The organism is Halobacillus sp. GSS1 (genome assembly GCF_017307035.1).
Taxonomy (GTDB): domain Bacteria; phylum Bacillota; class Bacilli; order Bacillales; family Halobacillaceae; genus Halobacillus; species Halobacillus litoralis.
This window is the reverse complement of record NZ_JAFLHE010000001.1, coordinates 223,170-244,091: the sequence shown is the minus strand read 5'-3', so window position 1 is coordinate 244,091 and position 20,922 is coordinate 223,170. Positions and strand designations below refer to the sequence as shown.

Sequence of the window (20,922 nt, the reverse complement as noted above, 5' to 3'; positions counted from 1 at the left end):
GTTTCATCCCCTGTTTTTTCTATACGGTTACAATTTCCCGCAAAGACCCTTTTAGCTTATAGATTGCTTTCGCATGGATTTGGGAAATCCGGGAGGTTGTCAACTCTAGCACTTGACCAATCTCCGTTAAAGTAAGCTCTTCATGATAGAAAAGACTGATAACAAGTTGCTCCTTCTCGTTTAATCGACTGATTTCTCTCGCCAATTCTTCATAGTTTTCTTTTTTAATGATCGATTCTGCGGGCGTAAATGCTCGATCATCCGGAATCGAATATCCAATTCCTTCTTTATGATCTTCGCTTCCATCATTTGTTTTTTCTTCCATGGAAAGAACATTTGCAAAAAGAGAGTCCTTGACAGTCTCTTCTACTTCTTCTGGAGACATACTTAGTGCTTCGGCAATCTCATGGGAACTTACCGGACGTTGCAATTCCTGCTCCAACTTTTCTGTCATCTGTTCAATTTTTTTAGATCGGTCCCTCACTGATCTCGGGAGCCAGTCTTCTTTTCGTAAACCATCCATGATTGACCCTCTAATACGGAAGGAAGCATACGTATCAAACTTCAGATCCCTTGTTCGATCGAACTTTTTCAATGCATCATAAAGTCCCAACATTCCTAAACTTCTCACATCATCTTTACTGACGCTTTTCGGTAAATGAGCAGAGATCCGCTGAACATGGTAGCTCACTAAATAGTCGTATTGCTGTACCAATTGATTTGCAGCTTCTCCATCCTGCTCATGTGTCCACATATTCCACCACTGTTGTTCTTGAGGAGATAAACAGCTGGTCATTCCAATCCTCCCCGTCCTTTAATTGGTTAATTACTAAAACCTTTTATGAATCTTCATTCAATAACTCCCGCACCATCTTCGAAGTTTCTTCTACATCCATATCCGATGATAATGCTGCTTGAGCCGATTCATGAGTGCCTTCTTTATCGGCTGGAGCTGTGACGAAACTCCAAAACGACCGAAATACATAGGAGAGTACAAAGAAGCATAAAAAGGCGGTGGTTCCCCTGTAAATCGCGGTATCAAAATTCGTCACTTGAGTGCTGATTGAAAAAACGAATAGAAACCCAAACACGGCTGTCCATAAATTCCACAAAAGCGTTCCTTTCATCAAATCACACTTTCTCCTTGATTCACTTTCTTAATATGCAAATTCGCTGTTTCAGGGTTGAATTCAATCGTTCGTCCGCTCTTACCTCCGACATCTTCTGCCAATATCGGAATATGAAGAGATTGAAGGTTTTCTTTCACTGCCTCCACATTCCTTGGGCCTATACGCATCATGTCACTGGTGGAGGTGAATTGAAACATTTGGGCCCCACCCGCCAGCTTCGCTTTTAAACGATAGGAAGACGCTCCAGCACCTCTAAGGGCAGTAATCAGATCTTCGATCGCTGTATCTGCATATTTCGCTCTCTTCAGTCCCTGCTTTTTTGCAAGGGAAGCTTCAGGAAGCATAATATGAGCCATCCCCGCCAGTTTTTTAATATCGTCATAAAGTACGATCCCAACACATGAACCAAGCCCTGAAGTACGAATCAAATGCGGGGAATGGACAATACCCATGTCTCCGATCCCAATTCTCACCACCTGTTTTTCCTTAATCATCTTCACGCACTCCTAAGGAAGAAAAAATCTTCTGATAAGAGGGAGGATCAGGAAAGAGGAAGAAGTGACCTTCCAGGAATCCACCTTCCCCTCCGTCTCCATCCGTAAGAGAAGTCTTGATCACAATGGCTGCGTCACTCACTTGCGAAAGTTCAACTAATCCCATGCTTAATATAGCTCCCACCATATCCTGAGATATCGATGGTACCGTTGATTGAAGATCCAATTCTGTAAAATCGCAAAGTGCGGTAAGATATGCCCCTGACAGAATATTTCCTAATTCCTGGAGAGCAGAAACGGCCATTCCCGCATCATTATCAAAACCTTCGGAAGCATTTGTCATAAGCTCTACAAAATGATGAGCTTGAGAAGGGGGCATGAGAAAGAACATACTGCCTGGAGCCTCGCCTTCCATTCTTTGAAAAATACTGACGACTTCTTTATCTGCTCCCCCAGCGAGATCCATCACTTGGTCAAAGTCCACCACTTCTACACCGGGGACATTCATCTCTATTTTCTTCTGAAGCAGTTTGGATAGAGATGTAGCCGCATGTCCTGAACCTATATTGCCGATTTCTTTCAAAACGTCCAGCTGGATGGGACCAAATTCTTCAATGAATTTTTTTGAATTAGACATAAAGCTCATTTAACTCATGAACGTCGTCTTTGGCAAGAACTTTTTCTAAATTCAACAAAATGAACAGGCGCTGATCCAATTTGGATACCCCTTGGATATAATCCGCCTCAACTGTTCCTATCACTTCTGGTGGGGGTTCAATGCTTTCTTCATCCAGGTCAAGGACATCGTTTGCCGCATCCACGATCAAACCGACACTCATATCATGGATTTTCACTGTGATGATTCTTGTAGCATCCGTGTCCGCCACTTCTTCAATCCCGAACCTTTGTCTCAAATCGATGACCGGTGTGACGACCCCTCTTAAGTTCAGGACCCCTTTTACAAATGGTTTTGTACCCGGGACACGGGTGATCGGCATTAGTCGTTCGATGGAACCTACGAGATCCACAGGTACGGTGTGTTCTTCATTGTTGATTTGAAAGACAATCACTTTCAATTTTTTATTTTCTTCTGCCACTTTCTTTTCCCTCCTTTATTACTTGATTAAAGCATTGCTGTCGAGGATTAATGCGACTTGTCCATCTCCCAGGATCGTCGCTCCTGAAATGGCGAAAGCTCCGGATAAGTAGTCGCCGAGTGACTTTAAGACGACCTCCTGCTGACCAATGAATGAATTAACAACAAGAGCTGCCATCTTTTCTCCTTTTCGAACGATAACAACAGAGTAGTATTCCTCTTCATCCAATTCCTGCGGTACAGTCAGCACATCTTTCAAAAAGACGAGTGGTACGACTTTCCCTCGGAAGTCAATGACTTTTTTGTTATGAGCATGCATGATTTCTTCTTTTTTCACGATGGCCGTTTCAATAATTGATGAAAGAGGGACAGCGTATTTTTCTTTTTGTACTTCCACCAGCATTACGGAAATAATGGAAAGGGTGAGTGGCAGCTGGATGGAGAATATACTCCCCTCATCAGGTACCGAGTCTACGGAAATATTCCCTCCAAGAGATTCGATTGTGTTTTTTACAACATCAAGTCCTACTCCTCTACCTGATACGTCAGAAATGGTGTCTGCAGTTGAAAAGCCACTTTCCATGATCAAATCGAACACTTGAGAGTCAGTCATTGCCGCTGCCTGTTCTTCTGTGACCACGCGATTGCTCACCGCTTTTTGGACAACTTTGTCACGGTTTATGCCGCCTCCATCATCAGAAATTTCAATGAAGACATGATTACCACTGTGGTATGCTTTCAATTCAAGCTTTCCTGTGGCAGGTTTCCCTTTGGCTTCTCTTTCTACTGGACCCTCAATTCCATGATCGATCGCGTTACGAATAAGGTGCACAAGTGGATCACCGATTTCATCAATGACGGTACGATCCAGTTCTGTTTCAGCTCCTACTACACTTAGATCAATCTTCTTATTCAAATCTTTTGAAAGCTGGCGGACCATCCTTGGAAATCGATTGAACACCTGCTCGACTGGTACCATACGCATGTTTAAAATGATGCTTTGCAAATCCCCTGAGATTCGTGTCATGCGTTCGACTGTTTCACGTAGTTCTGTGTGCTTTAGGTCATCTGATATTTGTTCAAGACGACCCCGATCAATCACAAGCTCTTCAAACAAGTTCATAAGAGCGTCCAACCGATCTATATTGATGCGGATGGTTTTACTCCCTACCTGTTTTCCTTCTTTCTCTTCATTTTGGACAGGCGGCTTTTCTTGACCAGCCCTTTCTTTTTGGGGAGACTTCGAATCTGTTTCTTCTTTCGTCTCTTCAGAAATCTGGTAGACCGTGACATGCACATGTTCAATTTCGGATACTTTTTTAATTTGACCTTCTATGTCCTCCGGAGAATCTTCTGTAACGAGCAAAACCTGGAAACTCGTTTCAAATTCTTCATTTTCCAAGGCTTCTACAGAAGGAGAGGACTTGATCACATCCCCTGACTGCTCTAGGATTTCAAAAACCATATAGACACGTGCGGCTTTCAAAAGACAATCCTCTCTTAATGTAACTTCAATCTGGTAATTGCTTTTTCCCAGTTCACTAGATTGTTCCAGAGCTGCTTTTGTATATTCATCAATAGAAAGTAAAGAGGCAGTTTCCGTCTTCTTTGATATAGACGCTATAGCAGGAGCCTCCGCTGCCCCTCCTTCACCGTTTTCGATGTTTTTTAATAACGCGACGACTCTTTCGACATTTCTTTCTCCTGAGCCGCCTTCCGCTATATCAATGACCATCGCTTCCAAGTCATCTACAGAATCAAAAACGACATCCAAGATGCCTTCATCTACCGACACTTTCTCATTCCTTACAGCATCAAGAACATTCTCCATTATGTGTGTCAAATTGGATAGATCTTGATATCCCATTGTTGCTGACATGCCTTTCAATGTATGGGCCGACCTGAAGATTTCATTGACGATGGTAAGGTCCTGAGGGTTTTTTTCCAAATGTAACAGTTGGTCATTGATGGATTGCAAATGCTCTTTACTTTCATCAATAAAAACTTCCAAGTATTGATTGGTTTCCATAACTCTACCTCCTTTTATTTTGAAGAGATTCTACAATACTGTGACTGATTTCATTTAATTTCCTGACATCATCAGCAAGACCTGACTTTACGATTGCCTTTGGCATTCCGTACACGACACACGTACTTTCATCTTCTGCGATCGTGAAGACAGTTCTTCCCTGCTCCTTCATGGCAAGAATACCTTCTAAGCCATCGGCCCCCATCCCTGTCATGATGACAGTGGTTGTGGAGATCCCCGGTAGATTCGCAATGGAAGAGAACATCACATTCACTGAAGGTCTATGACCATTTAGAGGACTGGATTCATTTAAATGAATCCTGAGACGCTGGTTATCCTTTACCACTTCCATGTGGTAGCCGCCTGGAGCGATATAAGCAACGCCCTTATGTATTTCCTCCATATGTTCCGCTTCCTTCACTGAAATTTCAGACAGCCTGTCGAGGCGTTTAGCCAAAGATTTCGTGAATCCTTTAGGCATGTGTTGAACGACTAAGATCGGGGCAGGAAGGTTGCCGGGAAGAGATGTCAAAACCTCCTGCAAAGCTCTGGGTCCTCCGGTGGAGGTGCCTACAGCAATCAGATGCCCTTCCTCTTTCATATCGTCAGGGGAACGTACTTTTTTACTAGCGATTATCGTAGATGGTGGCTTTACTTTGGCCTCTCCTGCAATAAGAACCTTGCGGACAACATCTTTGTCTACCTTTTCCATATCAAGGGAAATAGAGCCCGATGGTTTTTGTATAAAATCCACAGCACCAAGACTCATGGCTTTCATCGTGCTTTCTGCACCCTCCTGCGTCAAACTAGAAACCATTACTACAGGGAGTGGAGAACTTTCCATGATCTTTTGTAATGCCTCTAAGCCATCCATGACTGGCATTTCTATATCCATTGTTACGACGTCCGGCCGTAAGGTGTCCAACTTATCCAGACAATCTTTGCCATTCCTTGCGGTGCCAACAACAAGGATTCGATAGTCTTTTTCTAATATATCGGTCAAAATACGCCTCATGAAGGCGGAATCATCGACGATTAGTACCCTCAACTGTTTCATTTCTCTACCTCTCAAAAACAAATCTCTTTAATTTATCCACAAACGAAAAGGATGATGCTGCCTGAGTACGGCTCTCGTTCAAATAACCAAGCACCAGCTCCTCAAGGGATCGACTCACTCTGCTTTTAGGTCTGTCAATTACAAATGGACGCTGTTTATTGACGGCTTCAAGGACAGATCTGTCATCAGGTAAAACGCCTAATAAAGCCACTTCTGATGCTAAGAACCTCTTGACTACAACCGCTAGTCGTTCAAAAGTCTCTCTGCCACTTTTCTCATTAAGCGAACGGTTCACGAGAATTTTAATCGGAAGTCTGTTGTCTTTATGTACAAGATGCTTAATCATCGCGTAACCGTCCGTAATTGAAGTGGGTTCGGGAGTAGTCACTACGATCACCTCGTGGGCCGAGCTTATAAAGTGCAAACTGTCTTGAGTTGCCCCTGCACCCATGTCGAAGAGGATATAATCGAATGACTTGATCAATTGTTCAAATTCATTCTGAAAGTAGTTGAATTTCGAGTCGTCTAGTTCAAAAATGCGAGTGAGTCCTGAACCGCCAGCAATATAAGGCAAGGATTCTGGTCCTCGTTCAATAATATCTTGAATCGATATATCTTCCTTAAATAAGTCCACAAATGTCCTTTTGGGTGATTTTCCCATTAAAATATCGATGTTTCCCATCCCGATATCCAAATCAAAGATCAAAACCTTCCGGCCTTTCCTCATGAGCTGCAATGCAAAGTTGATGCAAAAATTCGACTTGCCTACTCCACCTTTTCCGCTTGCAACAGCTATGGTTTTCGCCTGTTTATTTCCTCCCATCTCTTGCATACGCATGCGAAGAATTTCAGCTTGATCTTTCATTTGCAAAACCCTCCACAACTTCTCTAGCAAGGACCATGGCGGACGCTGTCTTAATGTCATCCGGTACATTCTGACCATCCGTCAAATAAGCGACCCCGACATCATGAGTGAGGACCATGTTTACGGCATTGCCCTTTCGTGCGGTTTCATCGACTTTAGTGAAAATCAATTGATGGATGGGGATATCTTTAAATTGTATAAGGATCTCACTCATATCGGTGAACTTGCTCGTCAATCCTAATACAAGGAAGTTATCCGAATCCTCATGAAAGTCGATCACCTTCTGCAGTTCACGGATGAACAATGAATCCCTGAAGTTCCTTCCTGCCGTATCAACAAGTACGAGGTCGAAATCTTGAAAACGTTCCTTCGCCTTCTTGTAATCCTCCATGCTATAAGCAACTTCTAGAGGGATATCCAAAATTTTTGCATATGTTTTCAACTGGTCGATCGCGGCAATCCGATAAGTGTCTGTTGTAATAAAACCCACGTTCAACTGGTGATTTAAAGCGGCATCCGCCGCAAGTTTCGCAAGCGTAGTCGTTTTTCCCACGCCCGTAGGTCCGACTAAGTGGATGAATTTCTTATCGAAAGCAGGTTTTCCAAATTTCATTTGTTTCATAGATTCATACAATTCCAGTCTCAGGTGGTTTTCAAGCTCGTTTAAATCTTTGAAACTTTTCCCTTTTTCCAATAGACGATCAATCACATTTCCTGCTACACCTTCCGTGACTTCACGCCCTAAGAGAAACTGATAAGCCATTTCAAGCGGTTCAGGATAGGCTTCTTTTCGATTTTGAATGATGGACCTAAGCTCTTTCAATTCCTTCATAATTTCACGATTCGGGTGTACGGTGGATGGTTGTTCTTCCATTTTCTCAACGCGTCTCGTTGGATCAGGTGTCCTCTCGTGCTCATCAGAAGGGTCAATGGCAGCAATGACTTCTGTGATCTCTTTTTGGAAAAGACCTAAAAATCCATTCGTTTTCTTCACTTTGGAATTTAGGATCACAGCATCTGCCCCTAATTCCGCTCTCACTTTCTTCATGACTTCCGGCATTGTTGCCGCTTGAAATTTTTTCACTCTCACGCTACATTCACCACCCCTACACTCTGGACTTCTACCGTTGGATCTAATTCGTTATAAGATAATACAACGACTTGAGGTAAGAAACGATCCAGCAGTTGTTTTACATACATCCGTACCGCTGGTGAGCATAGAAGAATGGCTGTTTCTTCCTGTAAGGACATTTGTTCCACCTGTTCTGCAATCGCAGTAATAATGGTCTGCTGATTTTCAGGATCCAGGGCTAAATAACTTCCATGCTCTGTCTGCTGGATATGATCGGCAATGATCTTTTCCACTTTTCCAGAAACGGTAATGACTTTCACTAATTGATTGTCTTTTTTATACTGGTTCGTAATTTGCGCGGACAGAGATTGCCTCACGTATTCAGCCAGCAGCTCTGTATCATTGGTCATTCTTGCAAAATCAGCGAGCGTTTCAAAAATAACAGGCAGGTTTTTCACAGAGACATTTTCTCGTAATAATTTGGCAAGGACTTTTTGTACATCACCTACACGAAGCGGCTCTGGCGTAACTTCTTCTACAAGGATCGGGTAAGATTCTTTCAGGTGATCGATCAGCTGCTGCGTTTCCTGCCTTCCGAGCAACGCATGAGCCTGCTGTTTTATGACTTCGGTAATATGTGTTGAAACAACAGATGGAGGATCCACCACTGTATAACCGGATAGTTCTGCTTCATCCTTCTGTTCTTCCGTAATCCATTTTGCAGGAAGGCCAAACGCAGGTTCCCGGGTATCGATTCCTTCGATTCCATCATCATCTCCCGGGCTCATTGCTAAGTAATGATCCAATAAAAGCTCCCCATGAGCCACTTCGTTCCCTTTCACTTTAAGACGGTACTCGTTAGGGTTCAGCTGTATGTTATCTCTGATTCTTACAACAGGGATGACGATTCCAAGTTCAATCGCCAACTGTCTTCTGATCATGACGATACGGTCCAGGAGGTCTCCTCCCTGGTTCGTATCCGCAATCGGGATCAAGGCATACCCAAACTCAAACTCAATGGGGTCCATACTTATCAAGTTTACAACGCTTTCTGGGGATTTCATTTGATCGCTCTCCGCTTCATCCATCTCTTCCGGTTCATCAAATTCCGGTTCTTTCTCCTCTCGGGATAACCAATACCCACCAAAGGCAAGAACAGCCGCAATGAGTGTAGTCAGGAAGATCGGAATCGGAGTCAAACCAAGGAGGAAGATGGTCACAGCAGCAATGTAAAGCAGCTTCGGATAGCGAAGCAGCTGACTGGTGACATCTGTACTCAAATTCCCTTCAGAAGCCACCCTCGTTACGACAATTCCTGTCGCCGTTGAGATGAGAAGGGCAGGAATTTGACTGACGAGGCCGTCCCCTACCGTCAAGCGCATGTACGTATCTATCGCTTCGCTGAAAGACATGCCCATCTGAACCATACCAATGATCAGCCCAAAGATAATGTTGATCAAGACGATGATGATCCCAGCAATGGCATCTCCTTTAACGAATTTACTCGCCCCGTCCATCGCTCCATAAAAGTCCGCTTCATTTTCAATTTTTCCCCTTCGTTCTTTTGCCTGGTGTTCATTGATCAATCCAGCATTAAGGTCTGCATCAATGCTCATCTGTTTCCCTGGCATCGCATCCAGTGTGAAACGTGCGGCCACTTCAGAGACTCTTTCCGCTCCTTTTGTAATGACGAGAAATTGAATGATGACCAAAATGACGAACACCACAAATCCGACAAGCGGGTTACCGCCAATGACAAACGTTCCAAATGTCGCAATCACTCCCCCAGCTTCTGCTTCAGAGAGAATGGAACGAGTAGTGGAAACGTTCAACCCCAAGCGGAATAAAGTAAGTAATAATAGCAATGTCGGGAAGACAGCAAACTGCAGAGCTTCATCCATGTTCATAGACACAAGGATCACAATCAGAGCAAGGGTAATATTAATCAGTATGAAGAAGCTAAGGAGCCACCCGGGCAACGGTATGACAAGCATGACGATAATTAAAATCACGCCGATAAGTACAGATAAATCTCTTGCTGACATAAGGGTTTACTCCTTTCTTACATTTTTCTTTCTAATTGATAGACATAAGCCAACACTTCAGCAACAGCTTTATAAAACTGTTCATCGATTGGCTTTTCAATTTCTGAATGCTGATACAAAGCTCTCGCCAGTGGTCTATTTTCCACTGTCACTACATTGTTTGATTTCGCCACTTCCTTGATTTTAAGAGCGATAAAATCCACGCCCATCGCGACCACATAGGGAGCATCTGACTGGGCTTCATCATATTTGATCGCGATTGCATAGTGAGTGGGGTTGGTAATGACAACATCAGCATCCGGGACCTCACTCATCATTCTCGCTGCTGACATCTGGCGCTGCTTTTCCTTAATCTTGGCTTTAATTTGCGGATCACCTTCCATGTTCTTGTGTTCATCTTTGATGTCTTTTTTGGACATCCGTATATTTTTTTCATGGTCATATTTTTGATAGGTGTAATCCAGAACAGATAAGATCAACAAGGCTAGCGCGGAAGCCAGCCCCATGATGGTCGTAATCGTTCCAAAAAAAGCCAGTGCCGATTCCACCGACTTCTGGGACATCATCATCATTTGGTCTTTATTGACCCAAATGATAGCAAACGTGATGACCCCAACCATGCTGATCTTTAAGAGTGATTTCAGCAGCTCGACCAATGCTCTTGCAGAAAAAATCCTTTTCGCACCTTTGATGGGATCCAATTTTTTTAAATCCATTTTTAAAGGTTCTGCTGTGAACATAATCCCTACCTGAAGAAGATTCGAAGCAATACCGGCAACAACCGCTACCCCCATGATGGGTGCTATGATTTTGGTTATTTCCATCGTCATCTCCACGAACATGGCATGTGTCTGTTCTTGAGAAAGCTCTTTATGTATGTACTCATTGAATGCCACTTTGTACATCCCTTTGAGTGTCCCTTCCATATAACCACCCAGAAGGAAAAGCGTTCCGAAAATGAGGAGCAGTAAGAAACCGGTATTCACATCCTGGCTTTTAGGGACCTGCCCTTTTTTTCTTGTATCTTCACGTTTCTTTGGTGTGGCTTTCTCTGTTTTTTCATCTGCAGCAAAATACTGGAGATCAAGCTTTAACCAAACCATTATTCTCAACCTCCGAATACTTGCATAAGATCACGCATCGTCAGCAGCATTGTTTCAAATAAATTCTGTATGAGCATGACATAAAAAGTCATGGCAATGACAAGCACAGACAGGGCTACAAAAATTTTCAATGGTAAACCAACAACAAAGACATTCAGTTGAGGTACTGTTCTCGCGATGATGCCAAGAGCGATATCGACTAAAAACAGACACCCTACGATTGGAACGGCCATAAGAAAAGCAATAACGAACATTTGGTTGAAAGATTGAATGACGAACATAATCCAGCCTTCATCTCTTAAAGGTAAAAATTGATCGATGGCAATCATTTCATAGCTGTAAAACACGCCGTCAATCATCAGATGATGACCATCAACAGCTAAAATAAATAATAGAGTGATAATATATAAATATTGTCCAATTAATGGACTTTGAGCACCCGTCTGCGGGTCAATGACGTTAGCAATGGCAAAGCCCATCTGAAAATCTATGAAGCCCCCTGCGATTTGGATCGCTGAGAGGATTATGTAGGCTAAGAGTCCGACACCGATCCCAACGGCCATTTCTTTAAACAACAAAAGAAAATACTCTCCATCAATGGTCAGTTCAGGCGCAGGAACGGTGAAGTACATGATCGCAGCCAAGAAAAAACTGAAGGCGACTTTATGTCTCGTCGGAACGGTCCGATATGAAAAGAGAGGAAGCGTTACGAAAAAAGACGTCACCCTTACTAATATGAGCAAAAACGCTGGCACATTGGCCCAATTTATCGTATCCAGCATCTTATCCTACCAGGATATTCAAGTTATTAAAAATATTGGCAGTGAATTCAACCATATTGGTAAGCATCCACGGCCCAAAGACGATGAGACCAATCATCACAGCCACAATTTTCGGAATGAAAGCAAGCGTTTGTTCCTGGATTTGCGTCGTTGCCTGAAAAATACTGACAAGTAATCCAATAGCCAGTGCCAAAATCAATAATGGACCAGAAATGAGGAGGACGGTATAAATGCCTTCTTTAGCAAACGAGATCACCATATTACTGTTCATTCTTTAAACCTCCGATCTTAAAAGCCTTCCAATAAAGCTTTTGATATTAAGTACCACCCATCCACTAGGACAAAGAGTAGAATTTTAAATGGCAGGGAGATCATGACGGGCGGAAGCATCATCATTCCCATGGACATAAGGACACTCGCTACAGCCATATCAATGACTAGAAAAGGAACAAAGATCATAAATCCCATTTGAAAAGCCGTTTTCAATTCACTGATGGCAAAGGCTGGAACAAGAGTCGTGAGCGGGACATCCTGAATGCTTTCAGGTGCTTCCAAGCCTGAATAATTCATAAATAAAGCGAGATCCTTTTGTCTCGTATGTTTTCCCATGAATTCTTTCATAGGTTCACTTGCTTCCTCATAGGCTTCATCTAACGTAATTTCTTCATTAAAAAGCGGTGTCAATGCTTCTTCATTCACTTCTTGAAATGTGGGGGCCATAATGAAGAAAGTGAGGAATAATGCGATCCCGATGAGAACTTGATTGGGGGGCATGGATTGAGTAGCCAGTGAAGTCCTGACAAATGACAAAACGATCAAAATTCTTGTAAAGCTTGTCATTAATATTAAAATGCCCGGTGCCAAGGATAGGACCGTCAGCAATAAAAGCAATTTGACTGAAGTTGCGACACTCTCCGGGTCAGAACTTGAGAAGATATCAATGAATTCATTCATGCTCGGAATCCCTCCTCTTCTCATCCATAACTTTCTTCCTTTTATCTTTCATATCGTTCAATTGGTTTTCAAACAGTTGTTGAAATTGGATAGAAGAGGAGCCACTGGATTCCTGTCTGTCTTTCCATTTGTTCGTCCATTTTTTTATGTTCAAGTTTGGAGATGGACTCCCGTTCTGCTCCTGATTCAACAACATCTGCTTTGTCTCTTCTTCGGTGATTTCAGTTATGATCTGTACCGTCTCCCCCACTCCCAGGATAAAGACTTGTTCACCAATACGTACAGCTTGGATCGATCGGCTCGGGCCCAGGTTCATTCCACCCAGGTTCTCCATCGTACGGTTCTGATTAAACATTTTATTTTTTTGGTTAAAGAACTTAAGCAATCCATATAGAAGAGCCACTACAAATATCAATGCAAAAATCAGTTTAACTACATTCCAAACAAGACTGCCCCCGCCCTTCATTTCTACAGGGGAATCTGATGTCTGCTGATCTTCTATCTGCCCACCTTCAGAGGAAGGACAACCCTCAAGCTGAGGGTTCTCCAAACACTCGAAGGCCGAGGGCTGGGCAAGTCCTTGTACAGGAAAAACTGTCATCATCAGGATGATGAGCACGGCTGCCACTGTCACTCTTGTTGTAGAAATCATGGACATTCTTCTTAACTCAACGCTTTTTGAATAGCCTCGATTACACGATCAGCCTGGAATGGTTTAACGATAAAATCTTTCGCTCCAGCCTGAATGGCATCCACAACCATGGCTTGCTGTCCCATAGCGGAACACATAATCACTTTGGCATCCGGGTGTTGGCCTTTAATTTCCTTCAATGCCGTAATTCCATCCATCTCCGGCATTGTAATATCCATCGTGACCAAATCCGGCTGCTCCTCTTTATAGAGTTCAACGGCTTTTTTGCCATCTTCAGCTTCACCAGCAATTTCATAGCCATTTTTCGTTAAAATGTCTTTTACCATCATTCTCATAAATGCCGCGTCGTCTACGATCAGTATTCTTTCTGCCATATTAAATCCTCCCTATTAATGCTCTATTTATCGTAATTTTGTTAAACGTTCTTTAGGACTCAGGATATCCGTCACACGCACGCCGAAGTTCTCATCAATAACGACAACTTCCCCTTTGGCCATCAATTTTTCATTGACATGGATATCCACGGGCTCTCCCGCTAATTTATCAAGTTCAAGCACAGAACCTGATGATAATTCCAGTATTTCTCTGACAGAACGTTTCGTCCGTCCAAGCTCTACCGTCACTTTCAAAGGAATGTCCATCAACATATCCAAGTTCTTTTGTTCAGACCCATTCAATTGAACAGGTGTAAAACTTTGAAACTCTGCCGTTTGAACATTTGCATCATCTGCTGACTGTCCGGCCGGTCCTCCTACATATTGCGGAGAATGAGGGGGCTCTTCTGTCATTGAAGATTCATAGAATGTATGTTCAGCCATATTATCCGCCGGCTTCTCATGGTTCTGTACAGAAGATTGCTCTTTCACCGGTTCAGTTTCACTCTTTGAAAGTGGTTCTTCTGCAGACGTGAAGCTCTCTCCAGCCTTTGATTCTTCCTGCTGTGGGTTCATTAATTCTTCCACAAGCTCTTTAGCGAAACTCACCGGGATGAGCTGCATGATATTGGAATCAATTAAATGGCCTACTTGGAGTTGGAAGGAGACTTTTACAAGCACTTCCTCGTCCGGAATCTTGTGCGTACCTTCATCTTCCTCCAAATCCAGCACATCGATGGCTGGGGGAGATATGTCTACTTTTTTATTAAAGATCGTCGACATACTCGTAGCCGCAGATCCCATCATTTGATTCATCGCTTCCTGTACGGCACTCAATGCAATTTCATTCAGGTGATCATCCGGGTCGGTGCCATCACCGCCAAGCATTAAATCAGCAATAATTGCGGCATCCTTCGTTCGAATCACGAATACATTTTCACCTGAAAAACCGTGGGTATAAGTAACGCCGACCGCTACGTGCGGCTTCGGGAATTCATCCGGTAAATCCTTTCTTTCCAAGACGGATATCTGCGGCGTTGTAATATCAACCTTCTGATTCAAAAGTGAAGATAGTGCAGTCGCTGAACTTCCGAATGAAATGTTGCCGATCTCACCTAAGGCGTCTTCCTCCAACGACGATAACGTTTCTTCATTATCCGAGAGGCCCTCTTCGTTGTCATTGTCACCCCCGCCGTTTAATAGCGCATCAATTTCATCTTGGGATAACATATCATCACTCATTTTCTCCGGCACCCCCTTGATATTCCTCTAATACTTGCACAGCCAGTTTATTTCTTGATTTCCCTGGCTGTATGTAAAATTTAACTTCATCATCCACCTTCATTTTCAGCGGTTGGTCAATGGGCTGGTCAAGACAGATGACATCCTCTTTACTCAACCCTAAAAATTGTTCGATGCTCATGTCAGCCTCTCCCAGGACTGCCCTAACATCCAGCTCCGCTTCCTTGATGGTATGACTGATGGCTTGTACTTCTGCTGGATCCCGTTCTTTTGGTTTTTCTTTCTGCATCCAGTAGTGCACAGATAACCTTGGGATAATCGGTTCCAGTACAACATGCGGAATACAAATGTTGATCATCCCGCTTGTCTCGCCTATGGTCGTGTTCAATGACACAACGACTACGGTTTCATTTGGTGAGACCATTTGTAGAAATTGCGGATTCACTTCAAATTCTTCCAGTAAAGGATCGATATCGACAATCGATCCCCATGCTTCTTGATAATTCTCTAAAGACCTTTCAAAAAGATGAGACATGATGGTCGTTTCAATTTCGGTCAAATTCTCTATCTTGTTTACGCTGCTTCCTTTACCTCCAAGCACACGATCCATCATGGCGTAAGAAACGTTGGGATTTGCCTCTAAGAGAATCCGTCCTTCAAGGGGAGGCACGCTGAAAATGTTCAGAATCGTCATCGTAGGAATCGACCGGATAAATTCTTCATAAGGCAACTGATCCACTGATGCCACTTCAATGTTCACATAAGTTCTCAGTTGCGCTGAAAAATAAGTCGTCAACAACCTGGAAAAATTTTCGTGTATGCGTGTTAAACTTCTGATCTGATCCTTAGAAAAGCGGAGCGCTCTCTTAAAATCATAAACTTTTACCTTTTTTTCATTATTTTCGTTCTTTAACTCCTCTGCATTCATCTCCCCGGTAGACAGGGCCGAAAGCAATGAATCGATCTCATTCTGCGAGAGAACCTCTTCTGCCAAAACCTCACCCCCCTTTCTTCTTCTCTATTATTGAAGGACCTTGTTTACCGTATAGACGTCTGTGACTTCTCCTTCATCCATGAAATCATTCAGTCTTAATTTGACTTTCGCTTCAAGATCTGACAGTCCAGACTGAAACGTCTCAGAATCCATGGTCGATAATTCTTTCAGAAGAACATTTTGCATTTGAAAGTCTCTTTTCTTCATTTCTTCCATCGATTCTTTGCTATCCGTCACAACCCGAAAGCTGATCCGGACATAATCTCCGTTTTGCAAATCCGTAGTAATCTCCTCTGTTAAAAAAGAGGCTTCACGAATATCATCGATCGATCTTTCCCCACTCGCTTCGCTTTCTCCATTAGAATTGAGAACAAGCACAAGCGCTAAGACACCGATGACGGTCAACGTACTTAACGTAATCACCATCATTTTAAATCCATTCATTAGTCATCCCCTGCCTTGTCTCTTACCCCGACGATACCGATGTTTTTATAAAAACTCGTGACCTTTTCAACGACCTCAGCTTCACTTTCTTTCACGAGGATCGTCCGGCCTGTTGTTGTTATTACTGTCGTATCAGGGTTCGATTGGATTTGCTCTATGTAGATAGCATTGAAAGTAAAAGGCTGGCCGTTTAATTTAGTTAAAGTAATCATTGATATATAGAGAGGGGCGGATATTCAACCCCTCTACCCCCTTTTATCGTTTCAAGTTGACTAGCTCTTGTAAGATTTCATCCGAAGTAGTGATGATTCTTGTGTTTGCCTGGAATCCACGTTGAGCCGTTATCATTTCTGTGAAGGACTCCGCAAGATCGACGTTGGACATTTCAAGAGCGCCAGATACTGTCTGCCCCGTACCGTTTTGACCAGGAGCAATTAAATCATCGATACTGGCTAAACCTTCGCCATCAACAGAGTAAACTCCAGCGTTATTCGTATTCTGGAACGCATTTCCTCCGATTTTCTGAAGACCACTAGGGTTAGAGAATTGCGCCAAACGAATCTGCCCAGCTACAGCAGTATTACCAGTACTATCGATGTAGTTGACTGTGCCGTCGGTCTGGATACTGAAACTTTGGGCATCTGTAGGAATGGTGATGGCTCCTGCTCCTCCACCTTCCCCGTTCTGACCAATCAGATATTTCCCTTCACCATTTACAATGGCTCCATCACTATCCAGATAAAAGTTCCCTGCACGTGTAAAAGATAAATTAACAGCTTGCAGGTCCAGAGCAGCATCATCCGTCGAAATGGGAAGCTCTGCTGTACCTTCACCCAAAACGAACATCCCATCTCCTTCTAAAGCTAAATCCAATGGACGGTTCGTCGTTTGCCTGTTTCCCTGAGTGTGGATGGTATCAATCGAACCTACTTGAGACCCAAGCCCCACCTGGGAAGGATTCAATCCCCCTCTTATATTCTCTCCGTCAGCCAAAGCCGTAGGTCCTTGAGCTGCAGACATCGTCTGGCTCATCATATCCTGAAAAGTGACTCTTCCTTTTTTAAAACCATAAGTATTGACGTTTGCGATGTTATTTCCAATCGTATCGAGTTTTGTCTGAAAACCTTTCATACCAGAAATCCCTGAGTACATTGAACGTAGCATATTGACGACATTCCTTTCCTTCGGTAGATTCATCTGCATCAATCGGTCAGCAGATGGTCAAGGCCTCCCGTTAAGGGTCCAGCCTATTCGTTTACAAAAATTGTTCCATTGATATTTGTGAAAATCTGAGACTGTGTCTCCTCGCGGCCCATGGCGGTCACGACCGTTCGATTTTTTGAGCTGACCACAAGTGCTGCTTCCTTAAGTACGACCAAGGATTGGTCGACCCCTTTTTCGCGAGCTTCGGTCATTTTCTCTCCAATTTTTGACCAGGTTTGTTCACTGATCTCAATCTTCCGATCTTGTAACCTGTCCATCGCATGTTTACTTACTTTGATTTCTTTCGCTTCATGAAGGAACTGTTGAAAAGGAACATTAGCCTTCTTAGCCAGCGGCTGCTTTTTCGGTATGGATAATGGTCTGTGTAAAGATTGAATGCGCGGATCCATCTTATCCCTCTTCAACTTCTATCTCAGATTTTCCGTCCACTTCACCTACTTTGGTAATGTGTGCAACTGAGATTTTCTCTCCTGATTTGAGTTCTAAGTAAGTTTCTCCCCCGGACTGGTTGACCGCTTGGACGATGTCTGATTCCGTACGATCCACTAGTCCTGTTACCTGATCATAAACAGGATAAGAAACTTCTTTTCCAATCAGCCCACTGTATTGGATAAGCGGAGGGAGATTCTGGGTGTCTATGAATCTTTGAAAGGACTGTGACATATTTGTCATCTGTTCAAGGCTTGAGAACTCTGTCATTTGTGAAATAAACTCTTTGTCTTTCATAGGGTCCAGCGGATTTTGGTTTTTTATTTGAGCCATGAGGATTTTCAAGAAATCATCTTTACCGAGCGTGCTGCTCCCGGTCCCTCGAACCTGCTGATTCTGCAAATAGAGAGAGGGATCAATACTTGTCATACCATCACCTATACTTTCTCATTCATTAATATTTCGTGGAAACTGAGTTCTTCGTTTTCTGTCATTTCCATATCATCCTGCTCTTCAACATGCTGATTATGGTCACGTGGTTGCTCCCGGTCTTTACTGCTGCTATCCATCTGGTCATGGAGCTGTTGCTGCAAAGCAGATGCTTCCACCTTTTCTATCACCACTTGTTGGGGGGAAAACATATGTCTCAGTTGCGCTTTGTTCCCTTCGAGCATCTCTTTAGCGGCTTGACTCGTAACTAATATCTTCACTGCCATTTCCCCATTAACCTGAGCAAATTTTACGGTTAGATCCCCAAGGTTCCCCGGTTTCAACTTAATCAGCATTTCCATACTGCCTTTAGGATTTGTGAACAGCCGACTGGATTGAATGATTTTCTCCAGCTGCTGGATCATCTGTTTTTGAGAAGATGTGCTCTCTTGATTCTGGTTCATGTGGATGACATGCTGTTCCACTTTAGTCATAGGCATCGTTACATTATTGGATAATGCCTGATACTTAGGGGCTTGAAGTTTAGGCTCTTGTTGAAGATCTTCCCCCATTGCCTGCTTCACCCATTTAACGATGTCCTTTCCTGTTAGAGGTGTTTGTTGATGGTAGGTTTTTGGAACATCTGTCCGATTTTGATACATATGGATCAATTTACTGAACACCTGTCGTTCTTGAATCGTACCTTCTTGTGTAATCCTTTCAAGAACACCCTGCCCTGTTGATTTATGATTAGGTAGAGACTCAACAAGATGCATGAACTTCTGTAACAATTCCTTCATTTCTTTACCAGCTTTATGAGAAACTTGAGGAGAAGGATCTTTCTCATGAAAAGTCTGAATGATGCTCTTCATCTCCTGCCATGTCTTATGTAAGTTTTTTTCTATGTGGTCAGGATTAGAAGCAGATACAACCTCTTCCTCAGTAAATAAAGGAGCAAGGTGCTGCATGGAGCTTCCACTCTTTGTAGTCACTGTTTTCAGGAGTAATGCCAGTTCTTGGAATGTTAGTGCCAGTTCCTGGGTCAGTTCGGATAAATCAGCAAGGGGTTCTTCAGCGATGAGTTGCTGCCCCAGCTCTTCCATCGGTAAAATCATTTTTGAGAAAAGTCCTTCAGAGACCGCCCCTTTAGCTTTGCGAATGGTTTCATTCCAATTCGCACCTTGACCATCAGACCATTCACCTTGTTCTATCAGGTTCGAAATCATGGCCTCGATTTTATTAAAAAGCTCGATGAATTTTTCTTTTGTTTCCTTTAGATTGCTCTCCTCTGGAATTGACCTTGTGGTACTCCCTTGAAGATCGAGAAGAATAGATCCAAACAAAGCTTCTTCAGTGGCTCCCTCTTCCTCTTTTTTCATAATAGGATTCACCACTATTTTTTGAGATGGCCCGGAGAGCGTCATTAAAGCTGTATTCATTTTTTGCACCCCCTTTCAAGGAAGTCTTACTCTTCAATCAGCATACTCGCAATGTTTGCTGCAGCTTCAGGGTCCATCTGCCCCAGGATTTCTCCTTTTTCTTCACTGGCTACTTCACTCAAAACTTGGACCGCTAGATTTTGGTTCATACTTTCGAGGATAGGAGCCGCTTCTTCTGGATCCATCTCCTGAAAGGAGCGAGCCATTGCTGATACTTTTGAATCCTCGTTGTTCCCCTCTTCTGCCACTGCCTCTTCCAAATCAGCTTTCAACTGCACCACTTGTTGTTCCAGTTCATTGATTTGACTCTGTTTACTATCAGCTTCTGATTGGAGTTCTTCCACTTCAGCTTCTTTGTTGGCAATGACGGCATTCAATCGGTCCATCTCGCCACCATCTGTATCTTTACCTTCAGATGAAGCAACAGAGGATAGACCTGGAATACGACTGGCGTACCTCTCAGCCTCCTCAAAAACATTGACACCACTCAACGTGAGTACAATCAATGTCAGAGTGATAAGAAAAATCAAGGGAAAGATAATGGTGGTGATGATTTTCAAAAAGGATTTTTTGTCTTTTTTCGTGTGTGTACTCTTTGCCATTCCATCACCTATTCTGAAAATTCAAGTATTGTTGCATGGATAGTTCATCCATCTGCTTGGTTTCTTCATGTTTCATAAAATTCCATTGCTCCTCCTGCTTATGCTCCACAATCTTTTCAAACTTCTTCACCTCTAAATGAGCCTTGGAAAGTTTGGCTTGTTTTTGCTGCATATTCACTCTGGCATTGTGCACAGCAGGTTGGAGGTGGTCGATCGTTTCCTGTAAACCTTGTATGTATCGCTGGTGCCGCACGATCGCATCCGCTCTCACTGTTTGGTTTTTCATTTCTTCTTCAAAGCTTTTTTCCGCTAATTCCTTTTTTTTCAGGCAATCATAAAGTTTTTCTGCCTGTTTTTCGAAATCATTGACCGCATCCTGATAGACCTTGCGGGTCTTTTGTTTCTCTCTATCTCTCAAGTCTCTAATTCTTTGGAATGTTTGAATTTCAGCCATGTCATTCAGCCT

At 43.1% G+C, this 20,922-nt stretch carries 26 protein-coding genes; all 26 read right to left on the bottom strand.

Annotated features, from left to right (window positions below):
- Positions 1–19: 19 nt before the first annotated feature.
- On the bottom strand, positions 20–796 hold the full coding sequence (locus tag J0K78_RS01250) for a FliA/WhiG family RNA polymerase sigma factor (protein ID WP_206945059.1): 777 nt from the start codon (positions 794–796) through the stop codon (positions 20–22).
- 43 nt (positions 797–839) lie between these two features.
- Positions 840–1,130: a hypothetical protein gene (locus J0K78_RS01245; protein ID WP_206945058.1), complete on the bottom strand. Its 291-nt coding sequence runs from the start codon at positions 1,128–1,130 to the stop codon at positions 840–842.
- A complete protein-coding gene (locus tag J0K78_RS01240; protein ID WP_206945057.1) occupies positions 1,127–1,624 on the bottom strand; it encodes a chemotaxis protein CheD in 498 nt (165 codons plus the stop codon). Before J0K78_RS01240 ends, J0K78_RS01245 begins: the two co-directional genes overlap by 4 nt.
- Positions 1,617–2,261, bottom strand: coding sequence for a chemotaxis protein CheC (locus J0K78_RS01235; RefSeq protein ID WP_206945056.1), 645 nt, complete (start codon positions 2,259–2,261; stop codon positions 1,617–1,619). The genes J0K78_RS01240 and J0K78_RS01235 overlap by 8 nt, the downstream gene beginning before the upstream one ends.
- The gene (locus J0K78_RS01230; RefSeq protein ID WP_206945055.1) at positions 2,254–2,721 is read right to left on the bottom strand and encodes a chemotaxis protein CheW; all 468 of its coding nucleotides are present in this window, start codon (positions 2,719–2,721) and stop codon (positions 2,254–2,256) included. Before J0K78_RS01230 ends, J0K78_RS01235 begins: the two co-directional genes overlap by 8 nt.
- An 18-nt stretch (positions 2,722–2,739) precedes the next feature.
- Positions 2,740–4,749 carry a chemotaxis protein CheA gene (locus J0K78_RS01225; RefSeq protein WP_206945054.1) on the bottom strand — a complete coding sequence of 670 codons (2,010 nt, stop codon included), beginning with the start codon at positions 4,747–4,749 and terminating at the stop codon, positions 2,740–2,742.
- A 4-nt stretch (positions 4,750–4,753) separates the two neighbouring features.
- The gene (locus J0K78_RS01220) at positions 4,754–5,806 is read right to left on the bottom strand and encodes a protein-glutamate methylesterase/protein-glutamine glutaminase (RefSeq protein WP_206945053.1); all 1,053 of its coding nucleotides are present in this window, start codon (positions 5,804–5,806) and stop codon (positions 4,754–4,756) included.
- 4 nt (positions 5,807–5,810) lie between these two features.
- Complete coding sequence (locus J0K78_RS01215; RefSeq protein WP_206945052.1) at positions 5,811–6,671, bottom strand: MinD/ParA family protein; 861 nt, start codon at positions 6,669–6,671, stop codon at positions 5,811–5,813.
- Positions 6,655–7,761, bottom strand: a complete 1,107-nt coding sequence (gene flhF / locus J0K78_RS01210; RefSeq protein WP_206945051.1) for a flagellar biosynthesis GTPase FlhF — start codon at positions 7,759–7,761, stop codon at positions 6,655–6,657. Before flhF ends, J0K78_RS01215 begins: the two co-directional genes overlap by 17 nt.
- Positions 7,758–9,788 (bottom strand): flagellar biosynthesis protein FlhA, encoded by a 2,031-nt coding sequence (gene flhA / locus J0K78_RS01205; protein ID WP_206945050.1) that lies wholly within the window; start codon positions 9,786–9,788, stop codon positions 7,758–7,760. The genes flhF and flhA overlap by 4 nt, the downstream gene beginning before the upstream one ends.
- Before the next feature lie 17 nt (positions 9,789–9,805).
- Entirely contained in the window at positions 9,806–10,891 is a 1,086-nt protein-coding gene (flhB, locus tag J0K78_RS01200; RefSeq protein WP_206945049.1) for a flagellar biosynthesis protein FlhB, read from the bottom strand.
- A gap of 5 nt (positions 10,892–10,896) precedes the next feature.
- A complete protein-coding gene (gene fliR / locus J0K78_RS01195; RefSeq protein WP_206945048.1) occupies positions 10,897–11,673 on the bottom strand; it encodes a flagellar biosynthetic protein FliR in 777 nt (258 codons plus the stop codon).
- A gap of 1 nt (position 11,674) precedes the next feature.
- Positions 11,675–11,944, bottom strand: coding sequence for a flagellar biosynthesis protein FliQ (gene fliQ / locus J0K78_RS01190; protein WP_089652403.1), 270 nt, complete (start codon positions 11,942–11,944; stop codon positions 11,675–11,677).
- A 17-nt stretch (positions 11,945–11,961) separates the two neighbouring features.
- Positions 11,962–12,627: a flagellar type III secretion system pore protein FliP gene (fliP, locus tag J0K78_RS01185; RefSeq protein WP_206945047.1), complete on the bottom strand. Its 666-nt coding sequence runs from the start codon at positions 12,625–12,627 to the stop codon at positions 11,962–11,964.
- Positions 12,620–13,279, bottom strand: coding sequence for a flagellar biosynthetic protein FliO (locus J0K78_RS01180; RefSeq protein ID WP_206945046.1), 660 nt, complete (start codon positions 13,277–13,279; stop codon positions 12,620–12,622). Before J0K78_RS01180 ends, fliP begins: the two co-directional genes overlap by 8 nt.
- An 11-nt stretch (positions 13,280–13,290) precedes the next feature.
- Positions 13,291–13,653, bottom strand: coding sequence for a response regulator (locus J0K78_RS01175; protein ID WP_160913216.1), 363 nt, complete (start codon positions 13,651–13,653; stop codon positions 13,291–13,293).
- A gap of 27 nt (positions 13,654–13,680) precedes the next feature.
- Positions 13,681–14,895 carry a flagellar motor switch phosphatase FliY gene (gene fliY / locus J0K78_RS01170; protein WP_206945045.1) on the bottom strand — a complete coding sequence of 405 codons (1,215 nt, stop codon included), beginning with the start codon at positions 14,893–14,895 and terminating at the stop codon, positions 13,681–13,683.
- Entirely contained in the window at positions 14,888–15,889 is a 1,002-nt protein-coding gene (fliM, locus tag J0K78_RS01165) for a flagellar motor switch protein FliM (RefSeq protein WP_206945044.1), read from the bottom strand. The genes fliY and fliM overlap by 8 nt, the downstream gene beginning before the upstream one ends.
- Positions 15,890–15,916: 27 nt before the next feature.
- Positions 15,917–16,333 (bottom strand): flagellar basal body-associated protein FliL, encoded by a 417-nt coding sequence (gene fliL, locus J0K78_RS01160; RefSeq protein WP_206945043.1) that lies wholly within the window; start codon positions 16,331–16,333, stop codon positions 15,917–15,919.
- A complete protein-coding gene (locus J0K78_RS01155; protein ID WP_206945042.1) occupies positions 16,333–16,545 on the bottom strand; it encodes a flagellar FlbD family protein in 213 nt (70 codons plus the stop codon). The genes fliL and J0K78_RS01155 overlap by 1 nt, the downstream gene beginning before the upstream one ends.
- A 43-nt stretch (positions 16,546–16,588) precedes the next feature.
- The gene (gene flgG, locus J0K78_RS01150) at positions 16,589–17,497 is read right to left on the bottom strand and encodes a flagellar basal body rod protein FlgG (RefSeq protein WP_206945041.1); all 909 of its coding nucleotides are present in this window, start codon (positions 17,495–17,497) and stop codon (positions 16,589–16,591) included.
- Positions 17,498–17,580: 83 nt separating this feature from the next.
- Entirely contained in the window at positions 17,581–17,946 is a 366-nt protein-coding gene (locus J0K78_RS01145; RefSeq protein WP_206945040.1) for a TIGR02530 family flagellar biosynthesis protein, read from the bottom strand.
- Between the two features lies 1 nt (position 17,947).
- Positions 17,948–18,415, bottom strand: a complete 468-nt coding sequence (gene flgD, locus J0K78_RS01140; RefSeq protein ID WP_206945039.1) for a flagellar hook assembly protein FlgD — start codon at positions 18,413–18,415, stop codon at positions 17,948–17,950.
- Positions 18,416–18,423: 8 nt separating this feature from the next.
- Positions 18,424–19,854 (bottom strand): flagellar hook-length control protein FliK, encoded by a 1,431-nt coding sequence (locus J0K78_RS01135; RefSeq protein ID WP_206945038.1) that lies wholly within the window; start codon positions 19,852–19,854, stop codon positions 18,424–18,426.
- 26 nt (positions 19,855–19,880) lie between these two features.
- On the bottom strand, positions 19,881–20,456 hold the full coding sequence (locus J0K78_RS01130; RefSeq protein ID WP_206945037.1) for a magnesium transporter MgtE N-terminal domain-containing protein: 576 nt from the start codon (positions 20,454–20,456) through the stop codon (positions 19,881–19,883).
- A gap of 4 nt (positions 20,457–20,460) precedes the next feature.
- On the bottom strand, positions 20,461–20,910 hold the full coding sequence (fliJ, locus tag J0K78_RS01125; protein ID WP_206945036.1) for a flagellar export protein FliJ: 450 nt from the start codon (positions 20,908–20,910) through the stop codon (positions 20,461–20,463).
- Positions 20,911–20,922 lie beyond the last annotated feature (12 nt).